This window comes from Enterococcus sp. DA9, assembly GCF_008000875.1.
GTDB lineage: Bacteria > Bacillota > Bacilli > Lactobacillales > Enterococcaceae > Enterococcus_B > Enterococcus_B lactis.
Genome location: NZ_CP042839.1, coordinates 390,899 through 414,895 on the forward strand (window position 1 = coordinate 390,899; position 23,997 = coordinate 414,895).

At 37.6% G+C, this 23,997-nt stretch carries 24 protein-coding genes, 1 pseudogene and 1 other annotated feature; of the genes and pseudogenes, 6 read left to right on the plus strand and 19 right to left on the minus strand.

Annotated features, from left to right (window positions below; genetic code table 11):
* Position 1: 1 nt before the first annotated feature.
* The 3 genes and pseudogenes from FTX43_RS02705 to FTX43_RS02715 form a co-directional block, all read right to left on the minus strand.
* Positions 2 to 322, minus strand: coding sequence for a PTS fructose transporter subunit IIB (locus FTX43_RS02705; protein ID WP_002345542.1), 321 nt, complete (start codon positions 320 to 322; stop codon positions 2 to 4).
* Positions 323 to 335: 13 nt separating this feature from the next.
* Entirely contained in the window at positions 336 to 731 is a 396-nt protein-coding gene (locus FTX43_RS02710; RefSeq protein ID WP_002316826.1) for a PTS sugar transporter subunit IIA, read from the minus strand.
* Positions 721 to 2,203, minus strand: a pseudogene (locus tag FTX43_RS02715) (BglG family transcription antiterminator). Before FTX43_RS02715 ends, FTX43_RS02710 begins: the two are co-directional and overlap by 11 nt.
* Positions 2,204 to 2,480: 277 nt before the next feature.
* Here FTX43_RS02715 and FTX43_RS02725 point away from each other — a divergent pair.
* From FTX43_RS02725 to FTX43_RS02735, 3 genes are all read left to right on the plus strand, one after another.
* A complete protein-coding gene (locus tag FTX43_RS02725; protein WP_002290565.1) occupies positions 2,481 to 3,188 on the plus strand; it encodes a GntR family transcriptional regulator in 708 nt (235 codons plus the stop codon).
* 126 nt (positions 3,189 to 3,314) lie between these two features.
* Complete coding sequence (locus FTX43_RS02730) at positions 3,315 to 4,478, plus strand: glycoside hydrolase family 88 protein (protein ID WP_147606716.1); 1,164 nt, start codon at positions 3,315 to 3,317, stop codon at positions 4,476 to 4,478.
* A gap of 15 nt (positions 4,479 to 4,493) precedes the next feature.
* On the plus strand, positions 4,494 to 6,281 hold the full coding sequence (locus tag FTX43_RS02735) for a beta-galactosidase family protein (RefSeq protein ID WP_002314131.1): 1,788 nt from the start codon (positions 4,494 to 4,496) through the stop codon (positions 6,279 to 6,281).
* Positions 6,282 to 6,407: 126 nt separating this feature from the next.
* On the opposite strand, the gene FTX43_RS02740 is transcribed toward FTX43_RS02735, so the two are convergent.
* From FTX43_RS02740 to nagB, 5 genes are all read right to left on the minus strand, one after another.
* On the minus strand, positions 6,408 to 7,241 hold the full coding sequence (locus tag FTX43_RS02740; protein ID WP_086307486.1) for a hypothetical protein: 834 nt from the start codon (positions 7,239 to 7,241) through the stop codon (positions 6,408 to 6,410).
* Entirely contained in the window at positions 7,228 to 8,964 is a 1,737-nt protein-coding gene (locus tag FTX43_RS02745; protein ID WP_087063222.1) for a DUF2264 domain-containing protein, read from the minus strand. Before FTX43_RS02745 ends, FTX43_RS02740 begins: the two co-directional genes overlap by 14 nt.
* 380 nt (positions 8,965 to 9,344) lie before the next feature.
* Positions 9,345 to 10,484, minus strand: a complete 1,140-nt coding sequence (locus tag FTX43_RS02750; RefSeq protein WP_002345547.1) for an AI-2E family transporter — start codon at positions 10,482 to 10,484, stop codon at positions 9,345 to 9,347.
* A 178-nt stretch (positions 10,485 to 10,662) separates the two neighbouring features.
* Positions 10,663 to 11,376: an MgtC/SapB family protein gene (locus FTX43_RS02755; RefSeq protein ID WP_002290559.1), complete on the minus strand. Its 714-nt coding sequence runs from the start codon at positions 11,374 to 11,376 to the stop codon at positions 10,663 to 10,665.
* 258 nt (positions 11,377 to 11,634) lie between these two features.
* Positions 11,635 to 12,336 (minus strand): glucosamine-6-phosphate deaminase, encoded by a 702-nt coding sequence (gene nagB, locus FTX43_RS02760; RefSeq protein ID WP_002287787.1) that lies wholly within the window; start codon positions 12,334 to 12,336, stop codon positions 11,635 to 11,637.
* Positions 12,337 to 12,569: 233 nt separating this feature from the next.
* On the opposite strand from nagB, the gene FTX43_RS02765 reads away from it, so the two are divergent.
* The gene (locus tag FTX43_RS02765; protein WP_147606718.1) at positions 12,570 to 14,102 is read left to right on the plus strand and encodes an ABC-F family ATP-binding cassette domain-containing protein; all 1,533 of its coding nucleotides are present in this window, start codon (positions 12,570 to 12,572) and stop codon (positions 14,100 to 14,102) included.
* A gap of 55 nt (positions 14,103 to 14,157) precedes the next feature.
* Here the strand turns inward: FTX43_RS02765 and FTX43_RS02770 are convergent, their stop codons facing one another.
* From FTX43_RS02770 to rplK, 6 genes are all read right to left on the minus strand, one after another.
* On the minus strand, positions 14,158 to 15,348 hold the full coding sequence (locus tag FTX43_RS02770; RefSeq protein WP_002310000.1) for an MFS transporter: 1,191 nt from the start codon (positions 15,346 to 15,348) through the stop codon (positions 14,158 to 14,160).
* 81 nt (positions 15,349 to 15,429) lie between these two features.
* Positions 15,430 to 16,119 carry a TVP38/TMEM64 family protein gene (locus tag FTX43_RS02775; RefSeq protein WP_147606720.1) on the minus strand — a complete coding sequence of 230 codons (690 nt, stop codon included), beginning with the start codon at positions 16,117 to 16,119 and terminating at the stop codon, positions 15,430 to 15,432.
* 106 nt (positions 16,120 to 16,225) lie between these two features.
* Positions 16,226 to 16,594 carry a 50S ribosomal protein L7/L12 gene (gene rplL, locus FTX43_RS02780; protein ID WP_002291633.1) on the minus strand — a complete coding sequence of 123 codons (369 nt, stop codon included), beginning with the start codon at positions 16,592 to 16,594 and terminating at the stop codon, positions 16,226 to 16,228.
* Positions 16,595 to 16,646: 52 nt separating this feature from the next.
* Positions 16,647 to 17,150 carry a 50S ribosomal protein L10 gene (rplJ, locus tag FTX43_RS02785; protein ID WP_002291634.1) on the minus strand — a complete coding sequence of 168 codons (504 nt, stop codon included), beginning with the start codon at positions 17,148 to 17,150 and terminating at the stop codon, positions 16,647 to 16,649.
* Positions 17,151 to 17,353: 203 nt separating this feature from the next.
* Positions 17,354 to 17,481: a sequence feature (ribosomal protein L10 leader region), on the minus strand.
* A 78-nt stretch (positions 17,482 to 17,559) separates the two neighbouring features.
* Complete coding sequence (rplA, locus tag FTX43_RS02790) at positions 17,560 to 18,249, minus strand: 50S ribosomal protein L1 (RefSeq protein ID WP_002291636.1); 690 nt, start codon at positions 18,247 to 18,249, stop codon at positions 17,560 to 17,562.
* A gap of 103 nt (positions 18,250 to 18,352) precedes the next feature.
* Complete coding sequence (rplK, locus tag FTX43_RS02795; RefSeq protein ID WP_002291638.1) at positions 18,353 to 18,775, minus strand: 50S ribosomal protein L11; 423 nt, start codon at positions 18,773 to 18,775, stop codon at positions 18,353 to 18,355.
* Between the two features lie 342 nt (positions 18,776 to 19,117).
* Here rplK and sdaAB point away from each other — a divergent pair, with 342 nt between their 5' ends.
* Both sdaAB and sdaAA read left to right on the plus strand, forming a co-directional pair.
* Positions 19,118 to 19,786, plus strand: a complete 669-nt coding sequence (gene sdaAB, locus FTX43_RS02800) for an L-serine ammonia-lyase, iron-sulfur-dependent subunit beta (RefSeq protein ID WP_073490488.1) — start codon at positions 19,118 to 19,120, stop codon at positions 19,784 to 19,786.
* A gap of 12 nt (positions 19,787 to 19,798) precedes the next feature.
* Positions 19,799 to 20,671, plus strand: a complete 873-nt coding sequence (gene sdaAA, locus FTX43_RS02805) for an L-serine ammonia-lyase, iron-sulfur-dependent, subunit alpha (protein ID WP_002309997.1) — start codon at positions 19,799 to 19,801, stop codon at positions 20,669 to 20,671.
* A 93-nt stretch (positions 20,672 to 20,764) separates the two neighbouring features.
* On the opposite strand, the gene FTX43_RS02810 is transcribed toward sdaAA, so the two are convergent.
* The 5 genes from FTX43_RS02810 to rpmG all read right to left on the minus strand — a co-directional run bounded on the left by FTX43_RS02810 (position 20,765) and on the right by rpmG (position 23,904).
* A complete protein-coding gene (locus tag FTX43_RS02810) occupies positions 20,765 to 21,865 on the minus strand; it encodes a lactate oxidase (RefSeq protein WP_080491742.1) in 1,101 nt (366 codons plus the stop codon).
* Between the two features lie 91 nt (positions 21,866 to 21,956).
* Positions 21,957 to 22,856: an alpha/beta fold hydrolase gene (locus FTX43_RS02815; RefSeq protein ID WP_002314138.1), complete on the minus strand. Its 900-nt coding sequence runs from the start codon at positions 22,854 to 22,856 to the stop codon at positions 21,957 to 21,959.
* A 58-nt stretch (positions 22,857 to 22,914) separates the two neighbouring features.
* Positions 22,915 to 23,460, minus strand: a complete 546-nt coding sequence (nusG, locus tag FTX43_RS02820) for a transcription termination/antitermination protein NusG (RefSeq protein WP_002294580.1) — start codon at positions 23,458 to 23,460, stop codon at positions 22,915 to 22,917.
* A 100-nt stretch (positions 23,461 to 23,560) separates the two neighbouring features.
* Entirely contained in the window at positions 23,561 to 23,731 is a 171-nt protein-coding gene (gene secE / locus FTX43_RS02825; RefSeq protein ID WP_002309994.1) for a preprotein translocase subunit SecE, read from the minus strand.
* 20 nt (positions 23,732 to 23,751) lie between these two features.
* Positions 23,752 to 23,904 carry a 50S ribosomal protein L33 gene (rpmG, locus tag FTX43_RS02830; RefSeq protein WP_002294578.1) on the minus strand — a complete coding sequence of 51 codons (153 nt, stop codon included), beginning with the start codon at positions 23,902 to 23,904 and terminating at the stop codon, positions 23,752 to 23,754.
* Between the last annotated feature and the right edge of the window lie 93 nt (positions 23,905 to 23,997).

Consider the following 23,997-nt stretch of genomic DNA (forward strand, 5'->3'; position numbering starts at 1 on the left):
ATCAAGCAAGTTGTTTTTCAATTATTTCTTGTGCTTTTTCGATCAGTTTATTGGGTGACTTTACGGCGATTTCAGTGGGGACTTGAATGATACGTTTTCCTTCAAATCGTTCTCTGCCGCTTATTTTCACATCAATTGCCAGAATCACGAGATCTGCTTCTTTTATTTGCTCTGGGGTTAATTCATTCTCGATTCCAATCGTTCCTTGCGTTTCGATGTGCATCTCGTGTCCTGCTTTTTTGGCTGCATTTTCTAATTTTTCTTGTGCAATATACGTATGGGCAATCCCAACTGTACATGCGGCTACTCCTACGATTTTCATCTTTTGTCTCTCCTTATTTTCTTTTCTTTAATGTTTGAATAAATCTTTCGTCCGCTAAACATCTCATGAAATTCGCTATTTTCTTCTTTTTTTCCGTAGTTTCGTTTGGCGAAAGCAATACAAAAAGAATCAAATCGACTTGTTCGATTGCTTCGTTCCATTGAATAATGGTTTTTTGGGGATACAAAATGATGATTTTTGATTCAGTGATCAACTCATGTTCAATATGAGGAAGAATGATCCCCTCTTCGATTTGAATATTTCCATTTTGTTCACGCATAAGAAAAGCTTCCATCAATATGCTTATTTTCTCTTCTTCTCCAGGGTAAAGTGAACTTGCTAACCAATGATATGCCTCTCGTTGAGAAGTAACGGATACTTCGATTCTTTCGATGAACTCATCTTTCATTATAGATTTCCCCAATCTTTTTCTGGATTCGTGATTGATCATCTGCTGTTAGCATCGCACTAACAAGTAATGTATGGACTCCTAATCGTGAGCGGATTCCAACTGTTGTCAAAATCAATTCGATGTTCGGATTTTTTTCTAAAGCCGTACGATAGTTTTTTGTCGCAATGACATCTACTATATTTAAGTCTGGAAATTTTTTGATGATTTTTGCTTTCAACAATTCAGAAGTTCCAATACCTGTCGTACACATAATCAATGTCTGAATCGGTAATTGTTGTGTTTCTAACATCCGTGCGAAATACAACGTTATGAAGCCAATCTCATCTGCATGATTAGAGGTAATTTGAAGTGCTGACTGACTTCTTTAGATACTTCAGACACACTGTTATAGATTTTTTCATAGGTCAGCTGAATTTGGTCCAACAAGCCATTTTTTACGTGGATACGGTTTTTTAAGCGATTGATCATTGGTTTGATATGATTGGCTAGATCAATAAAAATACTTTCATTTGTCACTTTCATATTGATTCGTTTGCCTACTTCTTCTAAATAGTAAGTAGTGATTTTTTCTACCTCTTCTGGAAATTTTTTTATTTCTTTTGTTGTTTTTTCCATTCTTGAGGAAACTAGATACTGATAGAGATAGTAAGATTCATTCACAGATAACGAAGTTGCCAGATATTTTTCAACATTTTGTATAACGATTTCGGCTGTTTTTTTAATTTGGTTATCTTTTTCAAAGAATTCAATTTGTTCCGTGGTTAGTTCCTCTTCTCTGGCGGGAGCACTCCTTTTCCTTGAGCGACTGATCAAGATATACAGATGTGAAAAAATATTGACATTGTAAGGATAAGGAAGTCCACCTTCTAATATTTTTTCGATTAGCTTTAATTGATCTGAAACGAACAAGACATCGTAACGATTGAAATTGAACGTTTTCGAAGCATTTATTTCATCTATATCAAGGATATTCATGCGCCAAATAACTTCTGCAAGCCCTCTACGTATATCTTCTTCTAAACCTTTGATGGCTAATGTCCGATTTTTTCGAATCAATTGAAGATCAAACTTCCTCAACTTTTGGGCGATACTTTTTTCATCATTGGAAATTGCCGAATCACCCACCTCGTAGGCATTAAAAAGCTCAGATATCCTGATTGCTCTTGGTGAAGACAGTAAAAGTTCCTCCATTACACGATTCTGACGTTCATTTGGCGATAGACTAATTGATAGATTATTTGTTTCTTTGTTTCGTTCAATAAATTTTTCGTAGTCTAATTTATACCCTTTCCCCTTTTCTGATAAAATCAAGTGACCATTTTGAAATTCTGTATTTATTTTTTTACTAAGCGGTAGACCGTTTTAGTCGAGGTATCTAATAAATCAGCTAATTCTTCTGAAGTCATGTAATGATTTTGTTTTGACAATAGTAGCACTAATTTATTTTCTCGATTCATTTGACTAGTCATGATCCTTCCCCCTTTGTATCTTTATCATAACCATTTTTACCCCATCTGTTTCACTGAAATTTGTCCATTGCATCAGACATTTTTGTATCCGCTTTCTAAAATGTGATGTTTTATCCCAATTTACTTCTATTATTTTTATAAAGTTCCACTAAATTCATCTACCGTCATAATTTTATTTACTTCTGCAATAGCAGACTTTATGGGTTTTAATTGATTTGGATATGTTAACATGTTATCCTATTAGATAATGATGATGAAAGAAAGGAAGACTTCTAGTATGATTCCTAAATACGAGCAAATCAAGCAAGACTTACTTGAAGAAATCAAAAACCACCACTTTATTCCTGGTGATAAATTTTACTCAGAAGCAGATATCAAACGGAAATATTCTGTTAGTTCAATTACTGCAGTCAAGGCTCTCAATGAACTAACTGCTGCAGGCTATCTCTATCGTATCCAAGGAAAAGGAACATTCGTTTCAAAATCAAAAGTTTCTCAAAGTGTGAAATTCTCTGATATCGAACTACATTCTTTAGATAAAGAAAAAGTTAAAGTACTCTCGATTGAGGAAGAAAATGAAATGGATATTTTAAAGGAATTAGGCTTACCAGCAAATGCTTCTTACTATAAAATTAAACGTGTTCGTTTCTTTGAAGACACACCCTTTTTGGTCCACATCACTCACTTACCAAAAAAATTAGTGAAAGAACCAATAGCAAAAGATATTTCTGTCTATTCAAGTATATACGAAAAAGTTCGTAAAGATTTTGGGATTGATCTTTTTTCCCTTGCTTCTGTGGAAACAAATGAAATTGTTTTCCCAGAGCATGCAGAACTACTTAATCTATTGAATCTAAGTTTCCGAGAACCTGTTGTACAACAAATCAAACACTCTTACTTAGCAGATCAAAGTGTAGCAGAATATATCATCAGTTATAAACATTGGAAATACTTTAAAACAAAAATTGAAGTGGAAGCGGAATAGCTTTCACTTTTTTGTTTGCTCTCTTCTAAGAAACTTTTTTAAATCCTCTTGAATACTCGCTTTTTTTTTCTAAATACGTTATACTATTTTAAAGTTAATATGTTAACATTTTAAGAGGAGGTAGCTATGAATCTTCAACAAAAAAAGGAAATGTTGATTGAATTGGGAACATTTGTAGATAAAAATTGGTTGGATGAACAATTTGAATGGTGCATGATGCGTATCAAAAAAAATATGGTTCGTTTCGGGTTAGATTTCCCTTCAGCTTGTGCAACAAACGGAAAATATCGAATCAAAAAAAATGATGATTGGACAAATGGTTTTTGGACGGGAATGCTTTGGTTATCTTATGAATGGACAAAAGAAGAGAAATTTCTAGTACGTGCAATGGAAAATATCCATAGCTTTCAAAAACGCTTAGACCAACACTTCATCCTTGATCATCATGATATCGGTTTTCTTTATAGTTTATCTGCTGGAGCCGGGTATAAAGTCGTGGATAGTCAGTTGTGTAAAGAATCGCTTTTACAAGCTGCGAATATTTTAGTGGCAAGATTTCAGAACAAAGGGAATTTTATCCAAGCTTGGGGAGCATACGGTGATCCTCTCGAATACCGCTTGATTATTGATTCTTTGATCAATCTTCCTTTGTTGTTCCAAGCATGTACGCTTTCTAATGACCCACATTATAAAGAAGTGGCTTTCAAGCATTACCAGACATTGTTGCATACCGTGATTCGTGAAGATGCCACGACTTTCCATACCTATTATTTTGACTCAAACACAGGAGTTCCAACACATGGTGCAACACATCAAGGTCATAGTGATGAGTCGATCTGGGCTAGAGGGCAAAGTTGGGCGATTTTAGGGATTCCACTAAACGAGCGATACTTGCATTCTGTTCCTTTTCCGTTGAACTACAAAGCGATCGTCGATGTTTTCTTAGAACATTTACCTCAAGATCTTGTACCTTACTGGGATTTTGATTTCAATGATGATTTTCCATCAGATAAAGACAGTTCTTCTCTAGCGATTGCTGCATGTGGATTATTAGAAGCAGAAAAAATGGAAGCGTATCCTGAAGCAAAAGAAATAGCAAAAGGAATGATTTATCAATTAGGAACACACTATACTGCTAAAAATGATCCAGAAAATGAAGGAATTCTTTTACATAGCGTTTATGCTCATGCGGAAGGAAAAGGAGTCGATGAGCCAAATCTATGGGGCGACTACTTTTATTTAGAAGCGCTTATGCGTTTAGCAAAACCTGAATGGAACACTTACTGGTAAGGAGAATGAATAGACATGCAAACATTTAAAATAAAAGACGAATTTTTAGTCGACGGTATTCCTACAAAAATCATTAGTGGGGCAATCCATTATTTCAGAATACCCCCTTCTCAATGGGAGCACAGTTTATATAATTTAAAAGCACTAGGAGCAAATACGGTTGAAACTTATATTCCGTGGAATCTTCACGAACCACAAGAAGGTTCCTTTGATTTTTCCGGATTCAAAAATGTCGTTCGATTTGTAAAAATTGCACAAGAATTAGACTTGATGGTAATTTTACGTCCTTGCGCCTACATTTGCGCTGAATGGGAATTTGGTGGATTACCTGCTTGGTTATTGAAAGAACCTAATATAAGAGTACGTTCTACCGATCCTCGATTTATGGAAAAATTGAAAAATTATTATCAAGTACTTCTACCAAAACTTGCACCTCTTCAGATCACACAAGGTGGTCCAGTCATCATGATGCAGCTCGAAAATGAATACGGTTCTTACGGAATGGAAAAATCTTATTTACGCCAAACAAAAGAATTGATGCTTGCACATTCGATTGATGTTCCTTTATTTACCTCCGATGGTGCTTGGCTAGAGGTGTTAGATGCTGGTACATTAATTGATGAAGACATTTTTGTGACTGGTAATTTTGGAAGCCACTCAAAAGAAAATGCGCAGGTCTTAAAAGAATTTATGCAGAATCATCAAAAAAATTGGCCGATCATGTGTATGGAGTATTGGGATGGATGGTTTAATCGATGGGGAGAACCTATCATTACGCGTGATCCCGAAGAATTAGCAACTGAAGTAAAAGAGATGTTAGAAATTGGTTCCTTGAATCTTTATATGTTCCACGGGGGAACAAATTTTGGTTTTTATAATGGGTGTTCTGCTCGAGGCAATACAGATCTTCCGCAAATCACAAGCTATGATTACGATGCACTATTAAACGAAGCTGGACAACCTACTGAGAAATATTATGCAGTTCAAAGGGTCATCAAAGAAGTTTGTCCATCTGTTTGGCAAGCAGAGCCCCGAACAAAAACGTTAAAAAATCTAGGGACTTATCCGGTAAATAGAAGCGTTTCTCTATTTCATATAAAAGAACAGATCTGTGAAGAAATCAAAACAGATTACCCTTTGACAATGGAACAAGCAAGCAATGGCTACGGCTATTTATTATATTCACTTACCTTAAAAAATTACGGACATAAAAATAAATTACGTTTAATCGAAACAAACGATCGTGCACAAATATATATTGACGGCAAATACGACCAAACGCAAACACAAGAAACACTGGGTGATGAAATGATGATTGAAGGACAAAAAAATCAGCCCACTATCGCATTAGATGTTCTAGTTGAGAATTTAGGAAGAGTTAATTACGGTGCAAAATTGAATAGTCCCTCCCAATCAAAAGGGATTCGCAATGGTGTCATGCAAGATATCCATTTCCATCTTGGATACCGCCATTACCCATTGACTTTCGAACAAGCTCAACTAGATAAAATCGACTATTCCGCTGGCAAAGACCCATCACAGCCTTCTTTTTATCAATTTGAGTTTGATCTTGCTGAAGAAGCAGATGCTTATATCGATTGTTCTTTATATGGTAAGGGGATCGTCATCGTCAATGGATTCAATCTCGGGAGGTACTGGAATCATGGGCCTGTTTTATCACTATATTGTCCAAAAGATGTACTAAAAAAAGGCAGAAATGAAGTGGTTATTTTTGAAACAGAAGGTATATCAATTGATACATTGATTTTTTCAGATCAACCAATAAAAAAAGATTTGTCATGAACGATCCAAAATAATCATCCTGTAAATTAGCTTATACAAAAAGGGAGTCCTACGAAAATCATTGTTCGATTTTCAAAGCGGATTCCCTTATATAGTGAATAGCTTTTCTATCATTATTTCTCTTAATCAAGTACAAGTGATTACTTCTCGTCCGAAAATCTCAATTTGTGTTAATGCTGGGAATGGTGATGTATCTTCTGCTTTTTTCAAATTTTTCAAAGTAACTGAACTCGTCATTTTTTCGGGAAAGTAAAACGATTGAAATTCAAGCGTATCTGTTGTTGATACTTTTATTGTTTCTCCATCAGAAAAACAAATAGAAACTTCTGTCCAATAGCTATCATGTGGATAATCTCCTCGAAACAAAAGATCTACTCGATCGGTTTGGATTGAGCGTCCAAAGTCGATCGTCAAAGTTGCATCTTTTTGCTGATTGATTCCCCAAGAAGTAAATGGATAGGATCCGTGTGAGCGATTACCAAACTTTCCGTCAATCGCATTTTTAGCAAAAAAAGTCACATCATTTCTCGTCTCTACATTAGCGTATGCATGTGGATATGCTCCACTGATCAATTTTTGATCATGAGGGTTTGTAGATACATTTCGATAGCTTTCCACTTCAAAATCATAGGCTTTACGAACATATATGTGATGTCTTTTTGAACGAAATCCCGTCTCTACTGAAGCTTTCGTTTCTTCTAGCGGAATCACATATTCCCATTTCTTCTCTGGAATATAAAGAAGTGTTGGTGCCAATGTTTCATCTAATTGCACAACAAAATAGTAATCATTTTTCTCTTTCGTTATGACCAGTTTGTCTCCTACTTCATATGTGTGATTTTTGATTGCTAAAACTGCTATTTCTTCTCCATTTGCAGAAAATACGGTTTCTTTTTTCTCGTGATCGATTTTGCCAATAACTACTTGATTATTTTTATTTTTTAGTTCAATTTGGATCATTTTTTTCTCCTCCATTTATTATTCCGCCAACTAAACAAATAAAGCGATGGGTGCCAGGTTCGATTTTCTTTTTCAAATAGGGAAGATTGGTTCTTGGAAAGAATACAGAAGTATTTGGTTCTAGTACCTGAATACCTGCTTCTTCATACCCCTCGATTGCAATGATTTGAGACACATGCGTTTCTTTTATTTTCGCACAGTCTTTCGACAAAGTTATTTCTGGTTCTTTTACCAAAAGACTAAATCCGCCTTCTCTTATCTCTAAAGGAATCGTCGTATATATCTCATGGAATCGAACATGCCATTCACCAAATGGGTAAATTTCTGTTTGGATCAGCACTTCTTGGAATGGTTGCCATTCATACATAACAAAAGTCTCTGTTGCTTCACTACTTCGTACCTTTTTCTTTGTCCTGAAATATTCACCGTCTCTTGAAAGAGCTAATGTATTATCAAATGCCCCTTCTTCATATGTGATTCCCGCTTTTGGCACACTAAAGCCGAATTTAGTAGAGTAGACAAACTTACTATATTTCGCTGGGGCATGCGCTTGGCCATCGATCATCAAACCATGTGGATAACCAAGTACATGTTTTCCTTCTTTTGCCTGACACAAAAGCATATTTCCATTATCAATCAATCTTTTCTCTTTGGTATTGACTGGTTCAGGTTTGGCTTCCCAATACGGATGTTCTTTTTTAGTTGCTAGTAATAAAAATACTTTTAATGCCCAATAGGGAGACCCCGGTGCGTTATAACCTTCTGCCATCACAAGATTCTCATAATGATACCCAATGGATAGCCGTCCGTCATAAGTAAAGATATCGTGTGACATCCACTGCTTCATATGGTTGGAAAGAAGCGTCTTTATCTGACCCCAAGGGATTGCTTCCACTTCTGCAAAAATCAATGCAGAAAAAAAAGCACCTTGTGCAAATCGATAGATGAGACTTCGTCCATAAGGTAACGCTTCTCCATCGGAGTCGAAATAATAAATATAGTCCTTCGTAAACTCTTTTGCACGATAGATGAATTTTTCTGACCATTCAGGAAAGTCGTCTTTCATTAACTTGGCAAAAATCAATCCATAATAATGAAAAGCAAAAGGAACATAGTAATCTTTTTGCGAAGATTTACCGTCGATATACCAGCCTTTTCCTACATACATCGTATCAATAAAGCGTAATTCTGCTTCCATTTTTTCTTTATCTAATGATTCACCACAATGTTTTAAAGCGATTCGGATCAAAATTTTGAAAAATGTCCAATTATTTTTAGGTATTTTTTTATCTAAGGCTTGTTTTAGCCAATGAATCAACTGTTGTTTGGAAGTGCCTGACAGTTCATCAAAGAAATAGTTTCGATTCAATAACAGATTCAAAGATAACGCTGCCATTTCTACGATATATTGGTCATAATCGTTAATATCTCCCCAATAAAAAGAATCTTTTGGATTCATCCCTTTCAAGATTTTCTTTCGATAGACGTCTTTCAACTCATCTTTCGTCTCATGGTTCATCCAATAAGGTGCCAATCCCCATAATGGACGAATAAATGCCTCCATTTCTGCTCTCTTCTCGTCATAAACCGCGCCGCTACTCCCTAGACGTACTCCTGGTTTTTCACTATTGAATAGTTCCTGTTTTAAAGGCAGAATTATCTCCTCTAGTGCTTCTTCAAAATCGCGCCGCGTCAAAAATAGATTTTGTTTTAACTGATTCATGACAACCCTCCGAATTCTTTTTCTTTAGGATACCATGGTAGAAAATCGGTTTCAGGAGAGACTTCTGAGTGAGATGAAAATGAAATGAGTGAGAAAACAGGATAGTCAAAACTTAATATGTTAACACGCTTAGTATTGTTTTCTCTTGGAAGCATTTCTTGTGGTTTCTTCGTTTTACTTACTCTATCTAAAATGAAAGAAATCTAATATACCTTTGAGCCATTTCCAGTAAACAATATTTACCCCATGATTTGCTCATTCGTCCACCCTAAACAGGACGGATCGATTAGATTATAAAAAAGCATCAACTGGATCATATAAATAAGAATCTCAACGTACATCTAAATAAAATGAACGCTAAGATCCCTTTTTAAATAGGCTTATTCACTTGTTTCTTCCAGCACTTTTGGACTATCTAACTTTTCAGAAACATGTTCCATTTTTCTCAATAAATAGATTTTCCGAATATTTAATATTATTGTCTTAATCACTGCATAGACAGGTATACAAATCAGCATGCCTAATATTCCTGCGACACTTCCTGCTCCAATCAATACCAAGATGATCGTCAGTGGATGGATATTCATTGATTTTCCAAACAACAACGGCTTGATCAAATTTCCATCTAATTGCTGAATCACTAAAATCGACAACGCCATGTACAAAGCTTGAAATGGAGAGATAAACAAACCGACAATGATTGCTGGTACTGCTCCAATAAAAGGGCCGACATATGGGATAATATTCGTGATGCCGCAAATGACCGCAAGCAATAAGCTATAAGGCTGATTGAATATTCTCATTGCCAAAAAGCTCATCACACCAATAATCAAAGCATCTAAGATCGTACTGCTGATATAGGCAGATAATGTTTCATTTAATTCTTTCACTGTTTGTCGCAACTCTTTACGAATCGCTTTCGGAAAGAAATGAGACAACGCATCAATAAATTTGTGTCCATCCTTGAACATAAACAGCAAAATAAATGGAACCGTAAATAACAAAATAAAAAATTGCATCATGAATGAAATGATTTTAGTGACACTTGCAGATAAGCTGACCAATATGATATTGAACAAATTACTGAGAGATAAATTCGCTGATGCTAATTGTTCTTCCAAATTGAAATTTTTAAACTCTTCTCGCTGCGCCAATTCATTTAGCCATTTGCTTGTTTCATCTGCATAGATTGGCAGGCTCTGAGTCAATTGAATCGTCTGCTCCACTAACTGAGGTACTACATTCATGACAGCCAAAACAACTAAAATGATTACGACCAAAAATGTCAATAAAAAACCCAACACTCTCGGAATCCGATGTTTTTCGAGAAAAACAACGATTGGATCGAACATATAATAGATAAAACCAGCAACAAGCAACGGCAAAAAAATAGCCGAAAGCATTTTCAATATTGGACTAAAAATATTCGGCATTTGTAAAATGAAATACACACCGACGATCGTGAGTACTAGCTCCACTGTCCAGAAAAATAATTTTGATTGTTTAAAACGTGATTGCATACCTCTCCTCCAAGTTCCTTTGATACTTCTATTCTATCATTTAACAAAGAATTACGCGCTGAGATTTTCATTTGCTTAAAAAAAACAAAATAAAAAAGGAAAGGTATTTTACTGATCAGAAGAGTACTTCAACAAAAACACGATCCGCCCAAAATAAAAATCGTTTTGGGCAGATCGTTTATTGCGCAATACTGACTAAATGTAGCTTTGTGATATTTTTGTGCACGGACAATTCCTCGATTACATCGGCATAAGTGAGTCCTTTAGGAAGATCGATCGTATATATATTTTTATATACACGATAGTCATCAACGAATTTCACATCAAAATTCACATCTTCGATCACGATATTTTTCTCTTCAAAATAATCGGTAAGAAAATCTTTGGTTTCTTTTCTATGGATAAATTGGATTTCTAACTTTTTAGTCGTAGGTACATGGATCACGCGTTTCACTACTGTGAGTGCAATAGCAATCCCGATAAAACTGATGATCGCAATGGAATAGTAACCCATGCCGATGGCGATCCCTAATCCGGCAATAGCCCATAAAGAAGCGGCAGTCGTAAGTCCCGTCACTGATTGTTTCGTGACGATGATCGTTCCTGCACCTAAGAAACCGACGCCACTCACTACTTGAGCAATCAGCCTTGCTTCATCTGAACGGATCGTTCCAGCAAGCTGTGGATACGCTAAAGCATCTCTTAATGCTCCACTAGCGATCTCGACTTGGATCAATGCAATGATACATGCTCCCATACAAACTAAAATATGCGTACGCATTCCTGCTGGACGATTTTTATATTGTCGCTCAAAGCCAATTGCTCCGCCAAATAGCATAGCGATCCCTAAACGTAAAATAATCTCTGGAATTGTCAATACCATATCATTCATCTAAACACCCTCCAGTCCAATATATCATGTCTGAAAGGAGCAGACAAAAAAAGTGCAATTTTTACCTCTTACGAAAAAGAGCGTGGGACAAAAGTAAAGAAAAACTTTTGTCACACACTCTAAACATGTGTAAACGGCGGAAGCAGAAGCAACTCCTTCGGAAATAAGCTGAAATTCACAGAAATTTGAAAAGCAATTTTCGTGAATTCCTTCTTATTTCTTGGAGTTAAACGCTTCTGTCCCAGCCTCTTTGGTAAATTACAATTTACTTGCTGCTTCTTCATCGATGATCACAACGACATTGTCGTGGTTTTGCAATACACTTGCTGGTAAATGATTCGTTACAGGTCCTTCAATCATCCCTTTGATTGCATCAGCTTTGCTTTCGCCAAACGCCATCAAGACGATTTCTTTACTTTTCATGATTGAGCCAATTCCCATTGAAACAGCTTTTGTTGGTACATCTTCTGCTTTATCAAAGAATCGTTTGTTTGCATTGATCGTTGATTCTGTCAAATCAACTACTGAAGTTGTTCCGTCAAATGAAGCACCAGGTTCATTGAACCCGATATGTCCATTTTGCCCGATTCCTAAAATTTGGATATCGATTGGATGAGCATCGATGATTTGATCATACTTTTTGCATGCTGCTTCCAGATCTTCTGCTTTCCCATCTGGTACAAATGTTTCCTTGAATGGTTTTTTATCAAATAATTGGACATCCATGAAATGGCGGTAGCTTTGTTCATCTGAACCACCTAGTCCAACGTACTCATCTAAGTTTACAGAAGTCATTTCACTGAAATCCAAATCGCTTGAAGTCATTTCTTTATATAAAGTAACTGGTGTGCTTCCTGTTGCCAATCCTAATACTTTTGCACCTTTGTTCATACCTTCTTTGATGATTTCAAATGCTTTTTTTCCGCCTTCTTCAGCGTTTTTTACACGAATGATTTCCATAGTGATTGCTCCTTTGTGTTTTGGTATAGCCCAATTATAGCATTCTTTTTTTCTTTTTACAATAATCAGTATAGACCAAATTCTATTTTTTTCATTTTCTTGACAACAAAAGGGCATCCGTGTTAGGTTTCATAAGATGGTTCAATCAAACAATCCATGTTGCATGAAAACCAAGCAATTGATTCACTGTGGACACTTTATGTCTGCAGTTTTTTTATGAAAAAGGAGTTATTATGAGTATACTGACATTAAACAACATCACCCAGCAGTTCGGCGATAAAATCCTCTACGAAGGGGTCGATCTGCAATTAAACGCTGGCGAGCATCTTGGGCTGATCGGACAAAACGGAGCCGGCAAAAGTACATTGATTAAAATCATCACTGGTGAGATCCTGCCAGATGATGGACAGATCCATTGGCAAAAAAATATTCATAAAGGTTACCTTGATCAATATGTAGAAGTCGATGAAACATTATCGATCGAAGAATTTCTAAAAACTGCGTACGCAAAAGAATACGAAAAAGAAGAAAAAATTGCTTTTCTTTACCAAACATATAGCGAGACCTTCGATGATTCCTTGCTAGAAAAAGCTGGGAAACTCCAAACGGAATTAGACCAAGGAGTGTTTTATCAAATCGACACCTTAGTTGCTGAGATGAGCAGCGGGTTGGGGATCGATGTCTTAGGTTTAGATTCACTGTTGAAAAATCTAAGTGGTGGACAACGTTCAAAGGTGATTTTAGCAAAACTACTTTTAGAAAACCCAGATGTTCTAATCTTAGATGAACCAACCAATCACTTAGATGATCAGCACATCCAATGGCTGACGCAGTTTCTTCAGGATTTTGACGGTGCGTATATCGTGATTTCCCATGACCAAGAATTTCTTGATCAGATCACCACCCATATCGCAGACATCGAGTTTGGAAAGATTACTAAGTATACTGGCCATCTAAAACAAGCATTGAAACAAAAGAAACAAAATCGTGAAAGCTATTTGCGCCAATATCATGCTCAACAAAAACAAATCGAAAAGACTGAAGCTTATATTCGGAAATACAAAGCCGGTTCCCGATCAACGATGGCAAAAAGCCGACAAAAACAATTAGATAAAATCGAACGGTTGACGCCTCCCGCTTCAGCAAGTAAAGCTGTCTTTGATTTTCCATTCTCGCCTATTGTCACGACGTTGGCAGTGGAAACAACTGATTTAGTCATCGGCTATGATCGACCGCTACTTGCGCCCATTAATTTGACCATCCGGTTTGGTGAAAATATTGCCATTCGAGGCTTCAACGGGATTGGGAAATCTACTTTGTTAAAAACATTGATTGGTGAGATCGAAAAAATAAGTGGCGATTTCCACTTCCCAGATAACACAAAAATCAATTACTTTTCACAAGATCTATACTGGGAAAATCCATTAGAAACACCACTGCAATACTTAAGCAGTCAATTTCCAAAAGCGACTATCAAAGAATTACGTCGCCAATTAGCTAAAGCTGGACTAGTCAATCAATTAGCAAGCGAACCTCTCACTACACTAAGTGGTGGAGAACAAACCAAGGTGAAACTTGCACAGTTGACAATGAACCAAGGTAATTTACTGATTCTCGATGAACCGACGAACCATATTGATCAAGAAACAAAAGAAAGCTTACAAGATGGCATTCGGAAATTTCCAGGAACGGTGATCATCGTCTCTCATGAACAAGAATTTTATCAAGATCTTGTTCAACGAGTCATTGAGATTGAACCAAAGTAATGAGACAAAAAGACAAAAAAACTGATGATAGCATGATCATCAGTTTTTTTGTTGTTCAGTTTTCTTTTTTCTCTCGAAAAACAACGAACTGAAAGAAAAACGCACATCCCTGAAAAACAAGTCCGCTAACCGTTACACCTAACCAACCATACTGTTGCCACATGGTCGTCCCTAGCAATGAACCAGCCGCACCTCCAATAAAGTACATAAACATAAATACAGTATTATTTCGGTTGCTTGCTGCTTCACCTAGTCCTTGTACTCGTGTTTGGTTGGCGACTTGACCAAATTGATTCCCGACGTCTAATAAAATAATAGCTAAAAGCAAAATGGCCAAATGGCTTCCGCCAACCAATAAAGCAATAAAACTTATTGTTTGCATAACAAGTCCCATATATACAATTTTTCTTTCAGAATAAGAATCTGCCAGTCGTCCCACGATAGGTGCAGCGACTGCTCCAGACAACCCAAAAATCGCTAATATCCCTGCTTCAAAAGTCCCCCAATTGTAAGCGGGACTGCTGATATAAAAAATCAACGTAGACCAAAAGATTGAAAATGTGCCAAACATAAAAAATCCGCTGACTGCCGCTTCTCTTAATAAACGTTGAGAGGCAACTAAATGCGGCAAACTTTTGAGTGAATCAAGGTATGAAACAGATGTACTACTTTGCTGGACAGAACGCGGCATCTTCCAGTAAAGCAGAAGTGTAAGAATCCCGACGGCACATAAAGCAAATAAATAGATCATCCGCCAAGAAAAAAGACTGGCAACAATACCAGATACAGTCCGAGAAAGCAAAATCCCCACGAGTAAACCGCTAAGCAATGTTCCCATGACTTTTCCTCTTGCTTTTGGTCCTGCTAGTACCGCACCGTAAGGAATGATAATTTGCGGCACGATTGAAAGTAATCCTATTAAAAAAGAAGCGCATGCAAATAACGCAAACGAAGGCGCAAAAAAAGCGGCCAACAGCGAGATAGCAGATAACGCTGCCATTCGTATAATTAATTTTGGACGATCCACCACGTCTCCTAAAGGAACTAAAAACAGTAGCCCTAGTGCATAGCCCAACTGGGTCAACATTGTCAATATCCCGACTGCACTTGTGCTAACAGATAAACTAGCTGCTACTTTTGTTCCAATCGGCTGGATATAATACATATTGGCAACAACGACGCCGCAAGTGATTGATAATAATAAAATAAGCGATGTTGTTAAAGGTGTTTTTTCTTTACTCTCCATTGATTTCCCCCATTTCCTATCTTAGTTTACAACTTATGGAAAAGATTGGAAATAGAAAAATACAACTATTCGCCATACTTATTATTTTTGTCTTTGTTTTCCTTGTTTTTTCTTGCGATCTTTATAAATGAAGACAACTAACCCTACTAACACAGTAACACTTGCAACCAACGTGACTGCAGTTTTGTTATATCCGTGAAACAGAGCTTCTCCCCCACACGCATACAACACAGATGAAGGGATGACTCCAATCACGATCGACATTACGATTTGCTGAAGAGGCAATTTCATCGCATCTGCAGCAAAATTGACCATAGAAAATGGGATCACCGGTATCATGTAACCTAACATTACGCCTATTTTGGGATGTCTCATTTGCCGAATGGATTGCACCCAATGATTTTTTTCAGTTTTCTTGTCTAAAAACTTCAATCGGTGCATCAAAAACACAGCGGAAATATTGCCCAGAGCATTCCCTAAAACATTGATACCTGCCCCAATAAACGGACCAAAGCTCAATCCGGCAATGACACCAATAACCGAAGTAGGGATACCCGGAACAGCACACATCACCGCTGTCAACACAATCAAGAGTAGCGATGCAGAAAAACCATGAGAACGAATATGTGCAAGCAGCTCTTCCTTACTTGCTCTAGGGTTTAAAAATAATTGTATATCTGTCTGATATTCCAAATACAACCGATAGCCCACCATAAGTATCAGAACGACTCCCAACGTGATCAAAATCAATCGGATTTTTTTCTTTTTCATATTACCTCCTGAAAAAAACTATATTCATTAAATAATAGTTTAACATAAAAACAAAAAAGCACCGAAATCCAAGATAGGATCTCAGTGCTTTTAAATAGTTAAAAAATTATTTAACAGTTACAGATGCGCCAACTTCTTCAAGTTTAGCTTTCAATTCGTCAGCTTCTTCTTTAGATACGCCTTCTTTAACTGGTGCAGGAGCGCCATCAACTACAGCTTTAGCTTCTTTCAAGCCTAAGCCAGTTGCTTCACGAACTGCTTTGATAACTTTAACTTTTTGGTCTCCAGCTGCAGTTAATTCTACAGTGAATTCTGTTTGTTCTTCAGCAGCAGCAGCGCCACCAGCAGCAGCTACAGCTACAGGAGCAGCAGCAGATACGCCAAATTCTTCTTCAATAGCTTTAACTAGGTCGTTAAGTTCTAGGATAGTTGCTTCTTTTAACTCAGCAACGATGTTTTCAATGTTCAATGCCATTATAATTTCCTCCGTTTAAATGTTCTTTTTTATTTAATACTTTATGCGGCAATTAAGCTGCATCTCCATCTTCTTTGTCTGCCACTGCTTTGACAGCGTAAGCCACGTTGCGGACTGGCGCTTGTAGTACAGATAGCAACATAGATAGAAGTCCTTCGCGATTTGGCAATTTTGCCAATGCTGTGATTTCTTCCAATGAAGATACTTTACCTTCGATGATACCGCCTTTGATTTCTAATGCTTTTGCTTCTTTAGCAAATTCGTCCATGATTTTCGCTGGTGCAACTACATCTTCGTTACTGAATGCAACGGCTGTAGGTCCAGTGAATACTTCGTCCATACCTTCAAGGCCAGCTTTTTTAGCTGCACGTGAAAGAATTGAGTTTTTGATAACTTTCATTTCTACGTTAGCATCACGAAGTTGTTTACGTAAACGTGTTACTTCATCAACTGTTAATCCGCGGTAGTCAACGACTACTACTGATGCAGCTGCTGTAAATTTTTCGCTTACTTCATCAACGATTGCTGCTTTTTTTGCGATAATTGCTTCACTCATTTTTGAGTTTCACCTCCTGAATTTTGATGGAAGAGTTTTTTGAACTGAAAAGGCAAATCACTTGTATAGTTTCTTTGCTCAACCAGTATTGTTCATCATCTATTCTCTTCGTTCATAGTGATTCTACTCGCTTTGCTCGAAAGGAAACTCCTTTCGCTTTGCTCAACCAGTATTGTTCATCATCTATTCTCTTCGTTCATAGTGATTCACAATAAAAAACTCTATGCCACCGCAGACATAGAGGGACTATTGAATATATTCAATAAACGTCCTCGGTAGGAAATTAAGGCTTGGCGCCACCTACTGTCTTCGGTACAAGTTAATTATTAACCTCAACTAGCTTAGCATGCTAAACTAGTTGAGTCAAGAATTATTTTTCAGTTGGATCAATCAACGTTCTAATATTTGATTAGAAAGAAGCTTGGTCAACATGGATACCAGGTCCAAATGTTGTTGTGATCGTTACATTTTTCATGTATTGACCTTTAGCTGCTGATGGTTTAGCTTTTAGCAATACATCATGGATTGTTGCAAAGTTTTCAACTAATTTTTCATCATCAAATGAAACTTTTCCGATTGGTACATGGATGTTTCCAGCTTTGTCTACACGGTAAGTTACTTTACCAGCTTTCACTTCGTTTACTGCTTTTGTTACATCCATTGTAACTGTACCAGTTTTAGGGTTTGGCATTAAGCCTTTTGGTCCTAATACACGTCCTAGACGACCTACAGTAGCCATCATATCAGGTGTTGCAACAACTACGTCAAAGTCAAACCATCCGTTTTGGATTTTTTGAACCATGTCGTCGTCACCTACGAAATCTGCACCAGCTGCTTCAGCTTCTTTTGCTTTGTCTCCTTTAGCAAAAACTAAAACAGTTTGTGTTTTACCAGTTCCGTTTGGTAATACAACAGCACCACGGATTTGTTGGTCTGCTTTTTTAGGGTCTACGTTCAAACGGTATGCAACTTCAACTGTTGCATCAAATTTTGCAATGTTTGTTTCTTTTGCTAAAGCTACTGCTTCGGCAACAGGATAAACTTTACTTGAATCAACTTTTTTTAATGCATCTTGCATTTTTTTGCTCTTTTTAGCCATTTTGGTTCCTCCTTGATTGTGGTTATAACGGTTGTACCTCCCACGTGTTCTATATCTTTCAATATAGAGCCAACTGAGAAGCTGCTGTCTTAGGGTATAGAGATTATTCTACAGTGATCCCCATGCTTCGTGCAGTTCCTTCAACCATGCGCATTGCTGCTTCAACGTTAGCTGCGTTTAGGTCTTCCATTTTTAATTCAGCGATTTCTCTTACTTGATCGCTAGAAACTTTCGCAACTTTATTTTTGTTTGGTTCACCTGAACCTTTTTCGATTTTAGCTGCTTTTTTCAATAGAACAGCAGCTGGTGGTGTTTTTGTAACGAATGTGAATGAACGGTCTTCGTATACAGAAATAACAACCGGAATGATCAAACCTGCTTGATCAGCTGTACGAGCGTTGAATTCTTTTGTGAATCCCATGATATTGATACCCGCTTGACCTAGTGCAGGACCTACTGGTGGAGCTGGAGTTGCTTTCCCTGCAGGAATTTGCAATTTAACGATTTTTTCTACTTTCTTTGCCACGAGACATACCTCCTTAAGTCCGTGATGTGGTTAATTGGAGATGCATATTTCTCCTCCCACGTTTTATCTGATCTGAAAAAATCCAGACAAATAATGTGCAAAACAATGCACACTGGTACAGTATAGCAAATTTATTTGTTTTTTCAAGATTTTTTTCTGCTATTTTTACATTTTGCTTGAATAAACGCTAAATTTATTCTAAAAAAACAACAATTTTTCGTTCCCATTTCTTCTTTTATGTTACACTTGCGCTAGCATGGTTCAACAGATGAAAGCAAACAATAACGCGGTTTTTTAGACCCTTGTACAAAGATTCCTACATAACAAAATGAGGTGGAGAAAATGAAAGATTTAAGGTATAGAAGTGTCTTTGATATTATTGGACCTGTGATGATTGGTCCAAGTAGTTCCCACACAGCCGGAGCAGCTAGAATTGGGAAGATCATACGCAGTATATTTGGCGATCAACCTGATTCTGTAGATATTTATCTATATGAATCATTTGCAAAAACCTATCGAGGTCACGGAACAGACATTGCATTAGTTGGTGGTCTATTAGGAATGGAACCTGATGATGAACGTTTAGCTGATTCTTTGAAATTGGCATATGAGGCTGGCATGGAAGTCTTGTTTGTTCCTAAGAGTGAAAAAGCCGAACATCCGAATTCTGTAAAGATGCTTCTAAAAAAAGGAACACGAAAGCTTTCAGTTACTGGCATTTCGATTGGCGGTGGCAATATCCAGATTTCTGAATTGAATGGATTCAAAATTTCTTTAAGCATGGGAACACCTACCTTGATCGTTGTTCACCAAGATGTTCCAGGGATGATCGCTAAAGTGACTGGTATACTTTCTGAAACCAATACGAATATCGGTACTATGACAGTGACACGGGAATCAAAAGGCGAAAGCGCCATCATGATCATTGAAGTAGATAATCCTCAAGTTGAAGAAACAGTAAGAAGACTCAAACATCTGCCAAATATCGACAGCGTAAACTATTTCGATTAAGGAGCTGAAAAAATGTTTTTATCGATTGAAGAATTAGTAGACCAAGCGAAAGCTTATTCAAGTGTAGCAGAATTGATGATTGCAGTTGAAATGGAAATGAGCGGCCGTTCCCGTAGTCAGATCATTGCGATTATGGAAAAAAATCTTTCAGTAATGGAACAATCGATCAACGAGGGAAAAGAAGGTGTCACCTCCGTCACAGGGATTACCGGTGGCGATGCAAAAAAATTAGATGATTATTTGAACGAAGCAGATTTTTTGAGCGGAGAAACGATCTTAAAGGCTGTACGCAACGCTGTAGCTGTTAACGAAGTCAATGCAAAAATGGGATTGATTTGTGCTACGCCGACTGCTGGAAGTGCGGGGGTTGTTCCTGGTGTGTTAATGGCTGTCCGAGATCGGCTTGGTTTGTCACATGAACAGCAATTGGAATTCTTGTTTACTGCTGGCGCTTTCGGGTTAGTAATCGCGAACAACGCTTCTATTAGTGGCGCAGAAGGGGGTTGTCAAGCAGAAGTTGGTTCTGCAAGTGCAATGGCGGCGGCGGCTTTGGTTTGTGCAAAAAACGGGACTCCTCATCAAGCAGCTCAAGCAGTAGCCATCACATTGAAAAATATGATGGGACTGATTTGCGATCCTGTTGCAGGTTTAGTTGAAGTACCTTGTGTCAAACGTAATGCTTTAGGGTCCTCTCAAGCTTTCATCTCTGCTGACATGGCATTAGCGGGTATCGAAAGTGTCATTCCACCGGATGAAGTCGTTGCTGCGATGTATCAAGTCGGACGACAAATGCCATCGATTTTCAAAGAGACAGCAGAAGGCGGCTTAGCTGTTACGCCAACTGCTAAGCGACTTACAGAAGAGATTTTAAATAAGAGGTCGTAAAAAAGTTACCTAGTTTCGAGTATTAAGAGATTAGTTATTTCTATCACAAAAAAACGAAGAGACGCACAGTTAGGCCTCTCTTCGTTTTTTTTATTAATCCATCAATTTCGTATTTTTTACTTCATCAATCGATTTTGTTCCTGCAAGTTGCATCGTGATCGACAATTCTTTGTTCAGGTGTTCAAAAACAGAGGTTACTCCTTCTGCCCCACCTAGATTCAATCCATAGATTATTGGTCGGCCAATCGCAACTAAGTCAGCACCACTTGCCAAAGCTTTAAAGACATGTTCTCCTCGACGGACGCCAGAGTCGAAAATCACTGGTACACGTTTATTGACTACTTCGGCAATTTTTGGCAATACTTCAAAGGAAGCAGGACCTCCATCTAATTGTCGTCCCCCATGATTAGATACCCAGATACCATCTGCCCCTGCAGAGATAGCGATGACTGCATCTTCTGGCGATTGTATTCCTTTTACGATGACTGGAAGATTGGTGATTTCTTTGATTGTTTTGATGTCATCTGGTGTCAAGCCTTGTTTTGCAGCTGCATAGATTTCTGCAATTCCTTTTCCTTCGCCATTCCCACTTGCACTTTGTTCGCTATAAGCAGCTAAATTAGGCATTGGTAATGGAAATTGGAATTGATTGATCACATCTTCTTCACGGTAACCACCGAGCGTTGAATCTGCCGTTAAAATGATGGCTTTAGCCCCTGCTTCTACTGCTTTGTTCAAAATGAACTCATTGAATCCATCGTCTTTACTCATATATAATTGGAAAAACTGCGGTGCATCTGGCGCTGCATCTGCTGCATCTTTGATTGTCGTATTCGCATAAGTGCTGATGGAAAAGATTGATCCAGCAGCAGCTACCCCTTTAGCTGTATCAGCTTCCCCTTTTTCATGTGCCAATCCTTGGGCCGCTGATGGCGCTTGGATAATCGGTGTGTCTAATTCAATTCCAAAAACTGATGTATGCAAATCTGCTGAGTCGATTCCGCGTAATATCCGTGGCATGATTTTTTTTGCATTAAAAGAAGTCGTATTTTCTTTCATCGTCCACTCATCTTCAGAACCACCGCGAATATAGCCAAAAGCTCCTGCTTCCATTCGCTCTTTTACACGACCTTCTAGCGAGGCAATGTTTACAATATCGATTGGATGTTCTTCATTACTTGTATGATAAGTCATAGTAGATCCTTCTTTCATCTTCTTGATTACATGTAAATCATACTATTCTTACAAAAAGTAACCAAACATTTACTCTCGGATCCTTTTCTTGCTATTCATTCCAAACAAATCGACTAACAAGCTGATCTACTTCTTGGTTTTCATGAAGCATACTATGAGCGGCATTTTCGCCTTTTACTATTTTTTCTTCTACTTCATTTCCGTGTTGTTTCAACAACGCATAGACAGCTAATGCACTGTTTAACGGTACTGTCCCATCACTCAAGTCTGCTTCGTCCAATTGTCCGGCAATCAGGAAAAATCGAGTAGTTGTAGGCATATTTCCGATTATTTGCTGATAATCTTGATAGCGGCTAGAAACAACAGCAGGACCCTTTGCTAACTCCTCTGTCAGAGATTGCCCACTGTCATCGACAAAATCATTAAAAGGTGCACCAATTGCCGTAAATGTCTGAACTTGCGGCAATGACGTATCCTGTCCATATGTTCCTAAATAGCGTAACGCGCTAACTCCTCCCATTGAATGTCCCACGATGTTGACTTTGTCTATGCTATAGTTTTCTTTCAGATACAAAAGACAAGATTTGATCCATTCTGCTTGATTCCACTCGTTGTTTTTATTATCTGCAAACAATACTTGGACCATCGGATTGTCTGCTTTTCCAGATAAGTCTCCTTCTGCTTGTATTTGTCCATCGGCTTCTACTATTAGAACCAATTCTTTTACTGCTTTTTGATTTTTTTCCAAACGTTGCAACATCCCTTTAAAGGAATTTTCTGTCCCGCTGTAGCCATGGAAAAAAAGTGTTGGAATAGTGGTTTTTTCTATCACTTTACTGGATTCTACCGTTTTTTCTTTATCAGAAACTGCAGTAGTCTTCGTCGTCTGGCAACCACTTATCGCAAACAAGCTGATAAGCACTAAAGCTGCTGTAGCCGCATGTTTGCATACATTTTTGATTCGATTTGTCATTCGCCTCTTCCTTTCCATATAGAAAAAAGAAAGACTTGAAAGGTCAATCGTATGATCGACATTTCAAGTCTCTTTATTAATCGATTTTATCTACTTGATCGAAATCAAGTTCTGTACTTGTTTCACGACCAAACATATCGATGTTGACTTTCAATTTTTCTTTTTCTCCGTCAACTTCTGTTACTTGTCCTTCTAATCCAGCAAATGCGCCTTCGATGATTTTCACAACTTCGCCAACTTCTACTTCTAAATCATTTTGTCGTAGACTCATGCCGATAGAACGCAAGATATGATTGACTTCTTCTGGAAGTAGTGGTGCTGGTTTGCTTCCAGCTCCGTGTGAACCAACGAATCCTGTCACGCCTGGTGTGTTACGGACAACATACCAGGAAGCGTCTGTCATGATCATTTCAACAAGAACATATCCTGGAAATGTTTTATGAACGATTTCTTTCTCTTTCCCATTTTTGACTTCTGTTTCTTTTTCTTCAGGAACAACGACACGGAAAATAAAGTCGGCCATTTTCATACTTTGCGCACGAGATTCGATATTTGCTTTTACTTTGTTTTCATATCCTGAATATGTATGCAAGACATACCAGTTTTTTTCAAAAGATTCCATTGAAGGCTCCTCATTTCATTGTAAAATAAAAAAACCTCAGTACACCCGAAGTTTTTCTTTCGCTTCATTATAGCACTAAAAGCACGTTGTGGCTAGCGAGTTATTTTAAGATCCAGCCAAATAAACTTTGGATTGCTGTATCCATTACGTAAAACATCAACCCGAAAAGAATAGAAGTTTCGATAACTACCAACGTATCTTTACGAAGTTGTTTTCTGTTTGGCCAAGTTACTTGTTTGATTTCATCTTTTACGCTTTTTAGAAATTTCATGAGACACCCTCCTTTGCTGTTTATTTCGTTTCTTTATGTAATGTATATTGATTACAATATTTACAAAATTTGTTGATTTCTAAACGTTCACCGCTTTTTCCTTCACTGACTGATTTTGTGTAGTTACGAGACCCACAAACGGAACAAGCGAGTGCTGCTTTTTTCTTTGCCATTTACTTCTGCCCCCTTGCTGAGAATCAGACTTATACTTAATAACAGTATCACGTAACTTTTTACTTGTCAATTTGTGAAATAAACTATCTATT

Coding starts and splice junctions, on each gene's coding strand:
- FTX43_RS02705 (WP_002345542.1), bottom strand. CDS start 322: ATGAAAATCGTAGGAGTAGCCGCATGTACAGTTGGGATTGCCCATACG.
- FTX43_RS02710 (WP_002316826.1), bottom strand. CDS start 731: ATGAAAGATGAGTTCATCGAAAGAATCGAAGTATCCGTTACTTCTCAA.
- FTX43_RS02725 (WP_002290565.1), top strand. CDS start 2,481: ATGATTCCTAAATACGAGCAAATCAAGCAAGACTTACTTGAAGAAATC.
- FTX43_RS02730 (WP_147606716.1), top strand. CDS start 3,315: ATGAATCTTCAACAAAAAAAGGAAATGTTGATTGAATTGGGAACATTT.
- FTX43_RS02735 (WP_002314131.1), top strand. CDS start 4,494: ATGCAAACATTTAAAATAAAAGACGAATTTTTAGTCGACGGTATTCCT.
- FTX43_RS02740 (WP_086307486.1), bottom strand. CDS start 7,241: ATGATCCAAATTGAACTAAAAAATAAAAATAATCAAGTAGTTATTGGC.
- FTX43_RS02745 (WP_087063222.1), bottom strand. CDS start 8,964: ATGAATCAGTTAAAACAAAATCTATTTTTGACGCGGCGCGATTTTGAA.
- FTX43_RS02750 (WP_002345547.1), bottom strand. CDS start 10,484: ATGCAATCACGTTTTAAACAATCAAAATTATTTTTCTGGACAGTGGAG.
- FTX43_RS02755 (WP_002290559.1), bottom strand. CDS start 11,376: ATGAATGATATGGTATTGACAATTCCAGAGATTATTTTACGTTTAGGG.
- nagB (WP_002287787.1), bottom strand. CDS start 12,336: ATGGAAATCATTCGTGTAAAAAACGCTGAAGAAGGCGGAAAAAAAGCA.
- FTX43_RS02765 (WP_147606718.1), top strand. CDS start 12,570: ATGAGTATACTGACATTAAACAACATCACCCAGCAGTTCGGCGATAAA.
- FTX43_RS02770 (WP_002310000.1), bottom strand. CDS start 15,348: ATGGAGAGTAAAGAAAAAACACCTTTAACAACATCGCTTATTTTATTA.
- FTX43_RS02775 (WP_147606720.1), bottom strand. CDS start 16,119: ATGAAAAAGAAAAAAATCCGATTGATTTTGATCACGTTGGGAGTCGTT.
- rplL (WP_002291633.1), bottom strand. CDS start 16,594: ATGGCATTGAACATTGAAAACATCGTTGCTGAGTTAAAAGAAGCAACT.
- rplJ (WP_002291634.1), bottom strand. CDS start 17,150: ATGAGTGAAGCAATTATCGCAAAAAAAGCAGCAATCGTTGATGAAGTA.
- rplA (WP_002291636.1), bottom strand. CDS start 18,249: ATGGCTAAAAAGAGCAAAAAAATGCAAGATGCATTAAAAAAAGTTGAT.
- sdaAB (WP_073490488.1), top strand. CDS start 19,118: ATGAAAGATTTAAGGTATAGAAGTGTCTTTGATATTATTGGACCTGTG.
- sdaAA (WP_002309997.1), top strand. CDS start 19,799: ATGTTTTTATCGATTGAAGAATTAGTAGACCAAGCGAAAGCTTATTCA.
- FTX43_RS02810 (WP_080491742.1), bottom strand. CDS start 21,865: ATGACTTATCATACAAGTAATGAAGAACATCCAATCGATATTGTAAAC.
- FTX43_RS02815 (WP_002314138.1), bottom strand. CDS start 22,856: ATGGAAAGGAAGAGGCGAATGACAAATCGAATCAAAAATGTATGCAAA.
- nusG (WP_002294580.1), bottom strand. CDS start 23,460: ATGGAATCTTTTGAAAAAAACTGGTATGTCTTGCATACATATTCAGGA.
- secE (WP_002309994.1), bottom strand. CDS start 23,731: ATGAAATTTCTAAAAAGCGTAAAAGATGAAATCAAACAAGTAACTTGG.
- rpmG (WP_002294578.1), bottom strand. CDS start 23,904: ATGGCAAAGAAAAAAGCAGCACTCGCTTGTTCCGTTTGTGGGTCTCGT.